The sequence below is a fragment of the Mahella australiensis 50-1 BON genome (assembly GCF_000213255.1).
GTDB classification, from domain to species: domain Bacteria; phylum Bacillota; class Clostridia; order Mahellales; family Mahellaceae; genus Mahella; species Mahella australiensis.
On the sequence record NC_015520.1, the window covers coordinates 1,621,682 to 1,636,213 of the forward strand.

Sequence of the window (14,532 nt, forward strand, 5' to 3'; positions counted from 1 at the left end):
CTTGGTAATGGTCAACCTCCGGCCCATGCTCCCATTTCCCATAGAGTGGCACAATTTCCCATTGTCACAGCCTTTTTTGCCTGTGCGTGCGCCTGGCATCCATAAGCCGCGAGGCTATGTCCGCGGGCTGACCATTTTCCTGCTTGTTAGTCGCTGGCTGCTCATCAGCCGTCTGTTCGCCCGCTGTTGGCTGCTTATCAGCCACCCGCACGTCCACTGCAGACCGCTCATCCGATCGCTCATCGAGTTTTCGAGCGCCCTCGGCTGCCGGCTTAGACGGTGATACAAGCTTGACATCGATATGCGCCGGATTAACCGACTGCTCATCGGCTTGAGTGGGGCGGTATTTACGGCGCTCGGGCAGACTGGCCATCAGCGCAGCCCACAGCGCTTCTATCTTAAGGCGCCGCAGCGCTATATCCAATACGAACAGCAGCAGGGCCAGCGGCAGAAGATATGGAGCAAGCTCGGTCTGTTTCCATACCGGTTCCGAATCATCGGCAAAAACCTGCTCCGGTCTATCTATGATTCTGCCGCCGGTTTTGGCTACCACCTGTTCCAAAAGCCGCTTTGAGCTTTTATACCTTATATCGTATTCCGGGGAGTACGTAATGGCAAGCCCGCTGTCGACGGCGTTTATAACCTTGCCATCTTCCTGCTGCTGCGCCCTGACTAGATAAACGCCAGGTTCGTCTATATCGAAACTGCCGCTGTACTGCCCGGGGCGACTGGCCTGCAGCTCCACGCTCTGCTGTTTGCCGTCGGGAGCTATGACGACGGCGTCGGACTGCGTCGTTTTATCGGTTGTCAGCGTCAATTTCCCTTTGTCGCCATCGCGCTCCACCTGTATCAAACCCGCTGACTGTTCGTCCGACGGCAGTATGCTCGACACCGCGTTAAGCCAGAACTCGGCGCCTTTATCCCATGTCAGCCAATCCTGCGTCCATGCGCCGCGCAGATCGCTTGTCCACGCCACCACGTTGCCCAAACCGTACTGCCACTGCGCCAATACGGGATCTGAGCGGTCGCTGGACAATACCACGTTAGCCAATGGTTTCGGAGTGGTGGCCGTATAGCCGTGCAGCAGCGGAAAGCCCGATCGGAAATCAGCTATGATAGGCGAATAACCGGTTACAGTGGGATAAAAGGTACGGTTCTGCAGATAGCTTTGCGTGGCTAGATAGGTTTCCTTTGTAAGTATCTTGGGTATATTGCTGAATTCGTCGGTATAGTAATAACGTCCGTTGCCTATCTCAGCCAGGCGCGACAACAAGTTTTTGTCCGCGTCCATACCCACAGCCACCGATGAGAGCGTTATGCCGTCTTCGGCCATCCGGTGAGCAATACCGTCAAAGTCGCCGGTCGCTGACTGACCGTCGGTCAGCACAATTATATGCTTCAGCTTGGTATCGGCCTCCTCGAGCGCTTTATAGGCCAGGTCCAGCGCAGGGTACATATTGGTGCCACCGCCCGGCCTTATGGTACCTATGCTGTCCTGTATTTCGGCCAAATCGTCAGCCTGCCGCATGCCGACCACCCAAGACGCAGCATCGTCGAAACATATAACGCCCACCGAATCGGTGGGGCGGAGCGCCTCGGTAGATCGTATGGCTGCCTCTTTGGCCATCTCCAACTTGGTTATGCCGTACTGCCCATCGGTCATGCTGCCCGATTTATCGATGACCAGTACCAATCCCAATGAGGGTATATCGGCCTTCTTCGACAGGTCCATATCGACCGGCAGCATTTTCTCAAGCTGCGTGCCCATATAGCCGCCGAGCATATAGCTGTTATCGCCGCCGCTGACCAGCATCCCCCTGCCCAATACCTTGACGAAGGAATCTATGGCCGGCATCCTCTCCTCTCCGATATCGTCGAACGATACGTCGCACAGTATAAGGGCCTGAAACTTCCTCAGCTCCTCCAGATCCGATGGTAACGTATGAGGAGTGAACAAAGTCGTTTTTATATCGGCCGCCTCTAATATCTTTATAATCTCGCGGCCTTCGCCCTCCTGTCCTTCCACTATTCCCACCGTAGGAACGCCTTTTATATTAACATAAGCGTCCATCTGGTTGTTTTGAAGCACACCGTCCTTATCCGTCTGCAGTTCGGCCTCGTATGTTTTTATGCCGCTGGTATCAGCCTTGTCCTTAAATATAAACCTATTTTCGCCTTTCTGTATCTGCACATCCTGCTGCCCGATGAGTTGGCGATCAGCGTATAGCCTCAAAACAGCCGATGCATTGACCGTGCTGTCTATCGCCACGCTTATGTCGTAGCTTTGGCCTTCATAAAGCTCGGACGGTATATCCAATGATGTTATCTGCACCTCTTGTTCGGGCATGCTGTCCAGAAAAACGGCGTCCACGCGCACCCCCTGCTGTGCCAGCGCCATCGCCCGTTTTACGGCGTCGCCGGTATTTTGATTGCCGTCGGTCATGAGCACTATGCGTTTCCCGGCGTCGCCCGGCATTATGGCGCCGGCCGTCTGAAGGGCGCTGTCGATATCGGTATGATTGACATCGGGCGTGGTTTCCCACTGTCTGAAATTCATTTCGTCAGCTATAGACTGCTCCACCAAAGCGTTTTTGCCGAATGCCAACACGCCGGTTTTAAACCCCTCGGGCTTAAACTCCATCGATTGCTTTATGAAGTCAGCCATAGCATCCTTTGCTCCAGACATGCTGGCCGAGAGATCGGCTACGAACACCACGGCCGTTTCATCGCTGCGCACCTTCAGGCTGAATCCGGCCAAAGAGAGTATTATGAGCATCGTTATGACCATGCGTATGGCCGTGACATACCTGTCTTTTCTCGTACGGCGGCCATGCCGCGACGCCCATATTATAAAAGCCGCGACGGGCACCACCAGCAATAGCAGCCATGGGTTTATGAAATCAATAGCCACGTTGATATACCTGCCATTCTATGAGTACTAACAACAATGCGAGCCATGCCAGATAAGGCTTCAATTCGGTGCGCGATACAGGATTTGCGCCGGTTTGCTGAGATGGCGCTTGAGCATATGACTTACCATCCGCCGCAAGATCGGACTCCTGCTCCGTAGGTATGGTCACCGTAAAATACCCTTTGGCTGAGCCACCGTTCCACCGCTGCTCGACGGTGTACACGCCCACCTCATCGGCATAAGCGAAAGGAGCCGGCGGGAATGGCGGCGCCACTGCCACGGTTTTGCCCGACGGCGTTATGACGTTTACATTCTCGGCCTGCGGCAGCGGGTTTATGTCGACGTCGCTGCCTGCATAAATCTGCACATCGTTGTCCACGACCGGCGGCAGCATCCATGCCAACACATTTTGCATGAGTATGGGAAAATCCATCTTAAGAGGCATATCGCTGTCGTGAAGGTCAAACGCAAACGCCGCTATGCGCCTGCTATCCTGCTCACCCGCCAGCATGAGCGGATGGGTTTCATCGCCGAACAACACGTCGGCCCACGTCGGGACCTCTATATCCACGGCTTTAGCTATATGAAATTCTTCGGGCCGGACGTATTTCATAAGATCAGCATATGTCGACAGATCCCGGGCTTTAACGCCGCTCGGTTCATAAGAGGCGCCGACTTTCAACATATCATTTTCGCCCTTGGGATTGAATACTATGATATTGCCGTCTTTGGGCGTTTCTGCCGGCATATAGCCATCGAATATATACAGCCTGTAGCCGCTCATATCGCCCGCCTGATCATATGTTGTCTTAAATACCTCTATATCGTTTCTAAGGCTCAATGCCTTTTCCAAAAAGGCGTTACGCTGCGTGATCAGCAGCACCTTGGCTTTATCGGCGGCGCGTATGGCAGCCCATCCGGCGTTGTCGGCCATGAGGTCATCTTCATTCAATATGCGTATCTCTATGATGCCGGCGTTATCCGGTATATCGTTCCAATAAACATCGGCTGCCTCGCCTGCTGGTATGTTTACCTCTTTTACATCTATTGTCTTACCATCGGCCAGGCACTCCACCGACAGCGTCGCGTCGCCGCCGAAGTTGGCTACCTTGGACAACACAGCTATGCCGTCGTCGGCCGCGGTATAGCTGACGCCCGCTACCGCCCTGTTAATCGGATCGCCGCGTATGACCACCGACTGATACGCCTTATCGTCAAAGCCATACGGCTTGTCGCTGTATATATAAACGCGCGCATCCTTGCGCTCCTTTAGCATGGCCTGGGCCAGATATACGGCGTCATCCATATTATCGGCCGCGTTACCGGGTTTTAAGCCGTTGAGCGCATCCTTGAGCACTGCCCTGTCCGACGACCAATTGGCGGCTATGCGGGCCTTGCCGTCAACGGTTATGATGCTCATATGCTCCTTAGGCAACAAACCATCTATCAGCTTATCTATCTCCCCCTTGGCCTTGTCGAAGCGGCTAGGCTTGACATCGACGGCCCGCATGCTGGCCGATGCATCCAGTATGACCACATAATCGTAACCCTGAGCCTGCGATGCCAAATAAGGCCTGGCTATCATAAGCGTCATAACGGCCGCGGCCAAAAGCTGGAGCAGTAACAGCAGGTTTCTTTTAAAGCGCTGCCACGGCTGACTGGCCTGCACATCCTTCAAAGCCATCCTCCACAGAAAGGTGCTGGATACCTCCACGTCTTCATGCTGTTGCTTGAGCAGGTAAAGCAGTATTATAGCTGGAATGGACAGCCCGAATAACAGACCCCACGGGTTGATAAAGTTCATCTCACAACCCCCATTTTGAAAAGGTTGTCGAATATAACCCTGTCCACACCTGCCGCGCTGCTGACAGGGATATAATGCACGCCGTGCTCATAGCAAAACCGGCGGTTATCGTCGATAAAATCGTCCAAAGCCTTCCTATAAGCCGACAGCACGTCCTGTTTTATGGTGATATCACGGTATTCATAGCCCTCTATGTCCAGCAGCCGCACGCTGTCCTGCCACGGCGGCTCCAGTTCCTGAGGCGCCAGTATATGTATTATGGTAACATCCTGTTTTTTGTATTGCAGGTATTTTATCCCATCTTTGTAACCGTCTTCGGAAAAAAGGTCGGTCAATATGATGGATATGCCGCTTTTTGAGCCCAGCCCCTCATATGATTTTATAGCGCCCGACAGGCCGGTCTTGCCGTCAAAAGCGATATCGTCTATGAACCTGAGCGCGCGCCAAAAGGATTGTTTGCCCGAAAGGGCCTTCATGCTCGCCCGCGCCTTCTGATTCACCGCCGACACCGCCGCCCTGTCGAAATTGGACAGCGCGATATACACGAGGGCCGCGGCTATCTGCTTTGCGAAAAATCCCTTGTTGGGCTGCCCCCAGTCCATGGATTTGCTGCAATCGAGAAAGACGGTAACGACGGTCTCCCTCTCTTCGGTGAAAAGCTTGATAAAAAGCCTTTCAAAGCGCGCGTAAGCATTCCAGTCGATGCGCCGGAAATCATCGCCGGGTACGTATTCCTTATAATCCGAGAATTCCACCGAGCTACCTTTAGCGCCGGATTTGCGGTTACCACCGGCATCGCCTTTAACCAACATGTGCGCCGACAGCGATAAATGCTCAAGTTTATGTAGAAAATCCTGAGTCAAAAGCGTCTGAGCCACTGCGTCATCCCCTATTCGGCCAAAGCATTTATTATCTCGTCTATAATGCCGTCCGGCGTGCGGCCTTCGGCCAGGCCCTCGAAGTTCAGAAATATCCTATGGCGCAGTGCGGGATATGCCGTATACTTTATATCGTCGAACGACACGTTATAACGACCTTCCATAAGCGCACGGACCTTGGAAGCCGCTATTATAGCCTGAGCGCCGCGCGGACTGGATCCGTAGCGTACATAGCGTTTGGCGACATCCGGCGCCCCGTCTATCTCAGGGTGAGTGGCCAGCACCAGTCTTAGAGCGTAATCCTGTACGCCACGGGCTATGGGTACACGCCGGGCTATCTCCCTCAAATGCAGTATAACGTCGCCGTCGGCCGCCTTATTCGCGGTTATCTCATCGCCGGCAGTGGTCAGATCTATAATGGCGTGCAGCTCATCGAGGGAAGGAAAATCTACCAGCAGCTTGAAAAAGAAGCGGTCCAGTTGAGCCTCTGGCAACGGATAGGTGCCTTCCTGCTCCAACGGGTTCTGTGTGGCCAATACGAAATATGGCTCGGGCAAGCCGCGCGTCTGCCCGGCCACCGTCACGCTATGCTCCTGCATGGCCTCCAGAAGCGCGCTTTGCGTCTTGGGCGTGGCACGGTTTATCTCATCGGCCAGCACTATATTGGCGAATACCGGCCCGGCTTGAAAACTGAATCTGTTATTGCCCTGTTCGTCCTTCACTATGACATTGGTGCCGGTTATATCGGCCGGCATGAGATCGGGCGTAAACTGGATACGGTTAAAGCTCAGGTCCAGCACGTGGCCCAGCGTCTTGACCAGCCTGGTCTTGCCTAGGCCGGGCACGCCCTCCAGCAAAACATTGCCGCCGGCTATAACGGTCATGAGCACCTGGCGTATTATGTCGCGCTGGCCTATGATCTCCTTGGATATCTCGCTCTCTATGGATCTCACCTTATCGGCGAAAGATTCTATCATCTCGGCACTTATATCGTCCATCATGTACCCCTTTCATATCTGATCTGTAATTCAGGCATAAAGCTTTCGGCGTCCATCGTTGATTCACATGAGGCTTAACATATATCCGGAGCGGGCTTTTGAAGCGTAGGACCACAGCAATCTCTGATTGCGTTGTGGTTCAGCTTCACAGCCGTAGCGAAGGATATATGTTAAGCCGCCTCACTCTACCAGCGAACTGAAATATTGCCTGACGATTTCGCGCATATTGGGCGGTATCGCGCCGCGCTCCATGCTCTCCATCGCCTGACTCTGATAATCGCCGAACACCTCGTTATACGGCATAAAGCCGTCGAGGCTGCCCACGCCGCTGCCCGCGTCGATTTGCTGGCTGCCACCGCTATCTGAAGGTTTATCGGCTATATGGCTGGTCTCTCCACCGTCACCCAGTCGCGTCGGATCATATATGCGCTCGTGTTCTGTATATGAATCGGCGTCACCTTCGGGTTTGTTCACGCTGCCGCCCGATGCGCCGCTGTCGTTATAGCCTGCATCCTGGCTTGTGTGGCCGCCGCCTATACCGCTGCCGCCTCCCGAACCGTTGCCCGAGCTATTGCTGTCCGAACCGGAACCACCACCTGAACCGCTGCCCGAACCTTTATTATTCGAGTCACTGCCCGCGTTTCCATCGGACCCGCCTTGCCCCTGCGAACCGCTGTCTTGAGAACCTTGGCTGCCCGATGATGCCATTTGCGTATCGCCTTGGCCCGCCGCCTGGGCTATATGCCCTTTCATCTGCTGAAGCATATATTGTATATCAGCCGGATCCCCCGATATTCCCTGGGCCATCTGCGTAAGCTGACCCTGCAGCCCGTCCAATGCGGCCGCGGATAAACCTGTGCCGCCTGCAATATCCGATGCTATGGCGTCGGCGGCGTTTTGTAGTCCGCCCTTGAGCTGTAGATCTTTTGCTGCGGCTGCGGCATCGGCCAATGCTTTTTGCAGATCGGCTGCGGCGTCTTTGTCCAACCCTTGCCCTAGCACGCTTTTCAGCTTCTCTATCTCCGACTCGATAGCCTCGGCGTCCCGACGCTCTATAGCGTCCGCCAACGCTTTGGAAGCGGCGCTTTTACCCAAGCTCTGGGCAACGGATTGCATTTCATTCGCCCTTGCCTGCTCGAGCTGTTCCTTGAGTGCATCCTCAGTTTTAGATATCTCCTTCATAGCCTCTTTATAATCCGACCGCTTTTTGAGGTCTTGCTTCAACTTTTCCAACAGCTCGGCTATATCCTGCTTCTGCTCATCGCTTATCTGTACCTCATGTGCCAATTCATCCTCCGCTTTATCTATATCGGCCAAACCTTTGTCGATAGCCTCCTGAACGCGCACCCTTTCGCGTATAACTCTGTCCTGCGGATTCGGTATCAGCATGAGGGCGATCAACAGCGCTGTTGCGGCAGCAGCTGCATACAGTCGGCGTTTGGACACCATCAATAAAGGTATCGATTTTGGATCGAACTGATTCAGGCGCTTTATAGTATCTTGACGTTGAAGTATTGCAAAAACATCATTCCTGCCACTCAGCTCGTAAGATGTTATAACACGCTGCTGCAAACCGCGATCATCGATCTCATAAGCCACCTTGGTCAAAGATGGCTTGAATATCATGCCTAGTGCCATAAACACAGCTAAGACGGCTGCGCCACCGAGCAGTATATATAAATTCAATTCCATTATGGGGTAAAAAAACGACGCGATAACCCATATCACAGTCTGGACAAGCGCTGCTACAAAGCCCAGAAAAACATAATTTACGAAATTCCTGAGCGATATCCTCCTGCGCAGCGGCAATATAGCTCTGTAAATATCGCCGTCAATAGCCGCTCTCATACCAGCCATCTCAATTCATACCTGCATCGGCGCTATGACATTTTGACGAATGCATCTTCAATACCCGCACCGGCTTTACAACCCATGCGCTTATTAGCAGCAGAATAATCGCTATGACCGATATAACAACAGAATTGGTACCCCATATGCCCAGCTTTTGCACCATCCAAGACAGACTGCCTGTCATCGTAACGCTGGTATTATACATAGCAGATGATACTCCTAACATAGGAAACAGTCCCACTCCGCCGACACCTCCAGATTGTCGTCCCAGCAGGTCGAACAAACCGACCGCCGGGTTTAAGTAAAATGGAAATGGTATGTACACACCGCTGAAATGTTGATTTTTGCTTGCAAACCCTGACATCATATATGCGCTGAGCAATACGGTGATTATACCGAGGGCAAATATAACGATATATGCTGCCACTGTAGCCGTTACAGTTTTTTTAAATAGCACCGAACAAAATATGCCTATACTGCCCACTGCGAAAGCCGTTATAAGATAAAATGCAAAGAGCGTGACGATATCCATCGGCGCTATACCCCCGAATAAGAATACCAGGCTGAAAAGCGGTATCGACGCTATGGTCAGAAGCAACACGAAGCTCATGGACGACAGCATCTTGCCTAAAACTATGGCAAGGGACGACAACGGTGTGCACAACAGCAGATCCAGCGTCTGCTTCTCGCGCTCTCCGCTTATGGAGCCGGCCGTCTGCGCAGGTATAAGTATGATTATGAGCATAAATTGTATAACCGCCAAAATCGTATACAACTGTAATCCGAGATTGCGGCTGATATTCACACCTCCATAATGCGATAGTGTCTGCATGTTGGTTTGGAAAAACAGATAGGCTATTGCCAGCATAACGGCCAGGTAACCCACCAGCATAAGCACTGTACGCCAGCTCCTCATGCGTATCTTCAATTCGCTGACCAGCACCGGGTTATTAAACCATTTCTTCATCCTGAGTCACCTCCATAAATACCTTCTCTAAATTGCCATCGGTTTTGCTAAACGATATTACAGGCACATCGTTGGCCACAAGGGTTTTTAAAAGCGGCCATAGGTCCTCGTCCTTACCTTTATACCCGATCTCCAACATATCGTCCTCCTGAAATATGTCGCTGACCAATGGCTGCTGCTTAAGTACGCCTACAGCCTTGTCTATATCGCCCAGCAATTTTATCTTCACCGTAATTTTACCCGATACTGTTTGCATTATATTCTTTACATCGCCGCTCACCACCAACCTGCCATGCTCTATAATGCCTATGCTGTCGCACATCTCGGATAATTCAGACAGTATATGGGAGCTTATCAATATGGTCTTGCCCATATTTTTAAGCTCCTTGAGAATATTCTTCAATTCCACGCGCGCTCGCGGGTCCATGCCTGACGCCGGCTCATCGAGTATCAGCAATTCAGGGTCGTGCATGAGGCTGCGCGCAAGGCAAAGGCGCTGTTTCATGCCGCGTGACAACGAATCCACATAATTGTCGCGCTTATTGGCCAAATCCACAAGATCGAGTAACCCCTCTGCGGTCTTTTGCCTTTCTTTATAAGGAATGCCATATGAAGCACCATAAAAATCCAAATACTCCATGGCTTTCAGGTTATCGTATACTCCGAAGAAATCCGGCATATAGCCTATCTTGCGGCGTACTTTTATAGGCTCCTCCATCACATCGAATCCCGCGACCCTAACGCTGCCCGACGTAGGCGCCAGTAATGTGGCGGCTATCCTCATGGTGGTTGTCTTACCCGCACCATTCGGGCCAACAAATCCAAATACATGCCCGCGCTCCACGATCATGCTAAGATGATCGACGGCTACAAATCTACCGTAACGCTTTACAAGATCCTCGACGACAAGCATCAGCGCTTCCTCCCTTCTATGGTTATGGTAGGCATCTGTATTTCCACGCCATACATAGAATCAACGGCTACCTCTATAACCCCGCCATCGTTTATAAAGCGGTTAACCGCATCGCCTTCTATATCTATAGAGCCCGACGATGTTGAGCTGACGGATAAACCTTCGCCCGATTCCACGTAATCCTTTTTATCGTTATCGTATATAAACAGTTTAATAGCCGAGCCCTGTCCCTTGTTCATCACCGGCACGTTTATATGGATTTTATCTATGTCGACATCCTTAAATCGCCTTATATCAAACCCAAATATTACCCTTCCACGCTCTATAAATACAGTTGTATTTATGCCGTTGTCATTCATCGCAACGCTACCGGACTTGTCATAGTCAATATACGCATTTATAACACCGGGCGGTACGCTTACTATTCCATCCCTTTCAAAATCCACATTTAAACCACCCGTTATTACACCCGTATGATAAGCAGTAGTCGGTATTTCACCGTTAACCTTTATATCATCGGTTATTTTTTGCTCTATAAATGCAAATACTTTGAGAAAATCCCCGTCGGCTGAAATGTTCGATCCTATAGGAGTTGGATATGAGGCTGCAACAGTTGGCCCATTCGTCATTGTATACGGGCCATTAAAACCTGGTATAGCGATATTCTCAACGATACTCCTTCTATTCATCGCTTCCCTTTGTTCATCCGTAAGGTCTCCGGGGTTTCCATTGCGATACGGATCCGGATATAGTTTATCCAGCATGTTATAAAGTGCATTTTGATTGGATGAAATATAAAGCGGCATCTGTATAGATACATCCTTGGTTTCGCCCGATGCTACATTGCCTATTATCTGATAAGCATAGGGCGTAAAGATGACCATATCCTCTACCGGATAAGACAGGCCATTTGATATAATCCCCAATATCTTGCCGTCTCGGTAATAAAGATCGGCCTTAAAGCCGCTAAATTGAGGTATTACCTCTTTCATGGAAAATGTCTTCATAGTCCATACGTTTGCGTTATACAGCTCCATATATGCCGGATCGCCCTGCACGACTTTAGCCTGTACTATGCGCGCTGCATCTCCGCTTTGCGAATTGGAAGGTTGCGCATATGGGTCAAACGCGTTGTTACCGTTTATTGCTAATAACACATCTTTCTCAGCGCTGACAGTATAATCGCCCTTGCGCGGCATAAATACGCCGACGTAGTTATCGACATCGGCTGCATTTCCATCACCTTTTACATTTATAACCGATATAGTGTTGGATATGACCTCATCGCCTTTAACCGTATACCCCGCAGCATATATACCGCCGGAGAAAACCAGCACCAACAAAGGTATGGTAAACCACATCCATTCCCGTTTATCGAAACGCTTTAATGCAAAATAATTTATAGGCCCTATGACGGCAAGATATATTAAAAGCAATACCATCAAACCGTTTATAGACGGAATATCCATAGCCTTTATATTCTGAAGTGCTTGAAGAATACCCTGGTACTTATTTTGCTTAATCGGTATCTGTAAATCCGGGCTGCGCATATATGTCGCCTTTTGTGCATCGAGTTGCTCTGCGAGAAGATTATCCCACAACGCTTGGCTGCCTGCCCAACCGGTTATGGGCTCAATGCCCAAATCAAAAGCCGATATGAAAATATAACCCGCACCACTTCGCTGTTTTGCGATAATACAATTATCTCCCTCCTTAACCACTTCGTCGGCTCCGTCCATCTCAATATCCATCAATTGAAACGGCACGTCGCTATGATTTTTCACGCCCGAAACAACATCCAGAGCTGGTATTTCAACTACGCTCACTATTTCGCCTGTCTTTAACGGTATTACTTTATTAGTAAATCCGCTCAGCACTTTTTGACCGCTTGGGCCGGTGCCTATTATCAACAGCCCTCCGCCATCTATCCACGCATTCAAAGCATCGATCTGTCTTTGCGACAGCATGCCTGTATCAAAATCATTTATGACCAGTACAGCGAAATTATCGAGTACCTCTTTGCGATCAGGAAAGCTTTCGGCATTTAAGTGAATGGTTTCATGATATGTAAACAGGCCATTGTTGCCCGGTTTCTGCCACCAGTAATTTAAGGCGTCTTTATCATCGGTTAATACACCCATAAGATACTGATTATCGGTCATGGGATACAGGTTCTTTACTTCTATCTGCTTTATCGCTTTATCTTGCTGCATAAGGCGAACCTGCATGCCACGTTGAACAGTGGAAAATTGAACATAGAACGTGATACGCTTTTTTGAGCCTTGTGGTATTACGGCTTTGGTGGAAAACGCTACAGCCGTACCGTCCTGTTGAACGGCATCGGCCTCCAGCCACCCGTCGATATCATGCCCTTTATTCTCTATATTCACCACCACTGGCGTCCATTGTTGTATATTGAAATGGCCGTCGAATCCAACTTCAACTTCCATGATCACCTCATCGCCATCGGCATACGCTACGAGCGGTAATGTTAAGAACGCTAAGATCATTACAATAACTATTAGGAAACTAAAACAGCTCTTTTTGCTCACAAAACATCCTCCCAACAATTTGTATTCCATTATTAAGACTCATCATAGTTGAAAAAGGTTTTTCTTTCGGCATAAAAATTTTCCACTCCTATGCTGTTAACCATTATACCATGCTATATATCGGAATTGGTTACAAAAGTTTTACATTTGTATTAAGCAATTTAAAGCGCAAAAGGGCAAGCATACGCTTTTAAGCATATACCTTGCCCTTTTAAGTCCGCTTATATCAAGCAGCATTACATAGCTTTTGTATAACGATCAGCCACGCTGCTGGCTCCTACCGAATCAGGTTTTATTTGAGCGCACATACCGCACCCGGTTATCATGCTGACCACCTCTTTTATGATTTCGCGCGTCTTACCGTTTTTGCCCACATCCAAATGTATCTCCACATTCAGACTGCCTAAACCGCGCGCATCGAGCATCTCCATTATAAGATTGGCCACTTCGAGGCTGTAATTGGCCTCCATAAATATGCGCTGTTTGAACGAAGGTATGCGAGCTTGATAAAATCTTCTATAAAAGTAGCGCCCACCCTTACCTTCGCGGTATATTATTATAGCGGTAACAAAGCACACATCTGCATGGACCTGTGAATCGGTTCCTATCATCAACCTATAGTCGCTTTCCTCATCGGATATCACATACTCCATGATATCATCGCACAAAGCATCTAAATCCATCCTGCCCTTAGTCGGGCTTATGAAATTCACCTGTCGCATCATCTTCTTCTATTTTAGAATTTCGCTATTATTTTATCACTTATTCTCATAAAAATCATTAAGAAAATGTTAAATATACATTATCTCTGTATAGTAAACTCATATGGATTTTTACTATCTACGTGCGGAAGCACTTGATCTTCGACTTTTACATCGGCACCTGGTGGAAATCCCAATCTTACGGTCAGCTTATTGGCTGCATCTGCCGTATGTGTTCCTCCGGCTTCCAATGTACCCTCCCATACTCTTTTACCATCAGCCGTTATCCTGACCCAGCATCGACCAGTAGCCGAGACGGTAACGCTAAACCGCTCTTTATCGGTCACTATGGTATAAACGGCGCTGTTGGCCTTTTGCTCCAACAACGTCAACTGCGCTTGTGGAGGCTGTTCGGGTTCAGGTTCAGGCTGTGGCTCCGACTGAGGCGCAGACTCAGATTCGGATTGAGGTTCAGGCGTTTGATCTACCACCGGCGGCTGCGATGTATCAGGGCTTTGACCGGTATCCGGCTGCCACACAAATACAAAATAAAAAATTATAGTAATGGCAACTATTCCAATTAAAGCAACTAACCACCAACCGGTACCAGCAGAATCCGATGTATCTTCCAGCAGTGTGGTATCAGTCTTGCTGTCCAAATGCTGCTCTTCGCGGTCAGTACTATTATCGGCACGTTCCCTCAATAGCCGGTCGAATTGCCTTATAAGATAATCTCCATCCACTCCTACCGCCTCAGCATAACTCCTTATATACCCTCTGGTATACACTGTACCGGGTAGAAGATCCCACTGCCCTTCTTCTATCGCCCTTAAGTATCTCGGCATTATTTTGGTAATCTCGTGTACGTCCTGTATGGTCATATTTTTGTTTATTCGAGCCTGTTTTAAGATTTCTCCGATTTCATCCATTATTTATTCCAGGTCGAAACTCAATCGC

Annotated in this window: 10 protein-coding genes; all 10 read right to left on the reverse strand. The window is 49.8% G+C overall.

Features of this window, described 5'->3' with window-relative positions; all coding sequences use genetic code 11:
• Window positions 1-64: 64 nt before the first annotated feature.
• The 10 genes from MAHAU_RS07700 to MAHAU_RS07745 all read right to left on the reverse strand — a co-directional run bounded on the left by MAHAU_RS07700 (window position 65) and on the right by MAHAU_RS07745 (window position 14,504).
• Window positions 65-2,911: a VWA domain-containing protein gene (locus tag MAHAU_RS07700; RefSeq protein ID WP_013781157.1), complete on the reverse strand. Its 2,847-nt coding sequence runs from the start codon at window positions 2,909-2,911 to the stop codon at window positions 65-67.
• Window positions 2,901-4,715 (reverse strand): VWA domain-containing protein, encoded by a 1,815-nt coding sequence (locus MAHAU_RS07705; protein WP_013781158.1) that lies wholly within the window; start codon window positions 4,713-4,715, stop codon window positions 2,901-2,903. The genes MAHAU_RS07700 and MAHAU_RS07705 overlap by 11 nt, the downstream gene beginning before the upstream one ends.
• Window positions 4,712-5,593: a DUF58 domain-containing protein gene (locus MAHAU_RS07710; RefSeq protein ID WP_013781159.1), complete on the reverse strand. Its 882-nt coding sequence runs from the start codon at window positions 5,591-5,593 to the stop codon at window positions 4,712-4,714. Before MAHAU_RS07710 ends, MAHAU_RS07705 begins: the two co-directional genes overlap by 4 nt.
• An 11-nt stretch (window positions 5,594-5,604) precedes the next feature.
• Window positions 5,605-6,594 (reverse strand): AAA family ATPase, encoded by a 990-nt coding sequence (locus MAHAU_RS07715; RefSeq protein ID WP_013781160.1) that lies wholly within the window; start codon window positions 6,592-6,594, stop codon window positions 5,605-5,607.
• A gap of 177 nt (window positions 6,595-6,771) precedes the next feature.
• Complete coding sequence (locus MAHAU_RS07720) at window positions 6,772-8,448, reverse strand: hypothetical protein (RefSeq protein ID WP_041643962.1); 1,677 nt, start codon at window positions 8,446-8,448, stop codon at window positions 6,772-6,774.
• A 1-nt stretch (window position 8,449) separates the two neighbouring features.
• Window positions 8,450-9,409 carry an ABC transporter permease gene (locus tag MAHAU_RS15030; RefSeq protein ID WP_013781162.1) on the reverse strand — a complete coding sequence of 320 codons (960 nt, stop codon included), beginning with the start codon at window positions 9,407-9,409 and terminating at the stop codon, window positions 8,450-8,452.
• Window positions 9,393-10,322, reverse strand: coding sequence for an ABC transporter ATP-binding protein (locus MAHAU_RS07730; RefSeq protein ID WP_013781163.1), 930 nt, complete (start codon window positions 10,320-10,322; stop codon window positions 9,393-9,395). The genes MAHAU_RS15030 and MAHAU_RS07730 overlap by 17 nt, the downstream gene beginning before the upstream one ends.
• The gene (locus MAHAU_RS07735; RefSeq protein ID WP_013781164.1) at window positions 10,322-12,874 is read right to left on the reverse strand and encodes a hypothetical protein; all 2,553 of its coding nucleotides are present in this window, start codon (window positions 12,872-12,874) and stop codon (window positions 10,322-10,324) included. The genes MAHAU_RS07730 and MAHAU_RS07735 overlap by 1 nt, the downstream gene beginning before the upstream one ends.
• A 236-nt stretch (window positions 12,875-13,110) precedes the next feature.
• Window positions 13,111-13,587: a ribonuclease H-like YkuK family protein gene (locus MAHAU_RS07740; protein WP_041644470.1), complete on the reverse strand. Its 477-nt coding sequence runs from the start codon at window positions 13,585-13,587 to the stop codon at window positions 13,111-13,113.
• 89 nt (window positions 13,588-13,676) lie between these two features.
• Complete coding sequence (locus MAHAU_RS07745) at window positions 13,677-14,504, reverse strand: helix-turn-helix domain-containing protein (protein ID WP_013781167.1); 828 nt, start codon at window positions 14,502-14,504, stop codon at window positions 13,677-13,679.
• Between the last annotated feature and the right edge of the window lie 28 nt (window positions 14,505-14,532).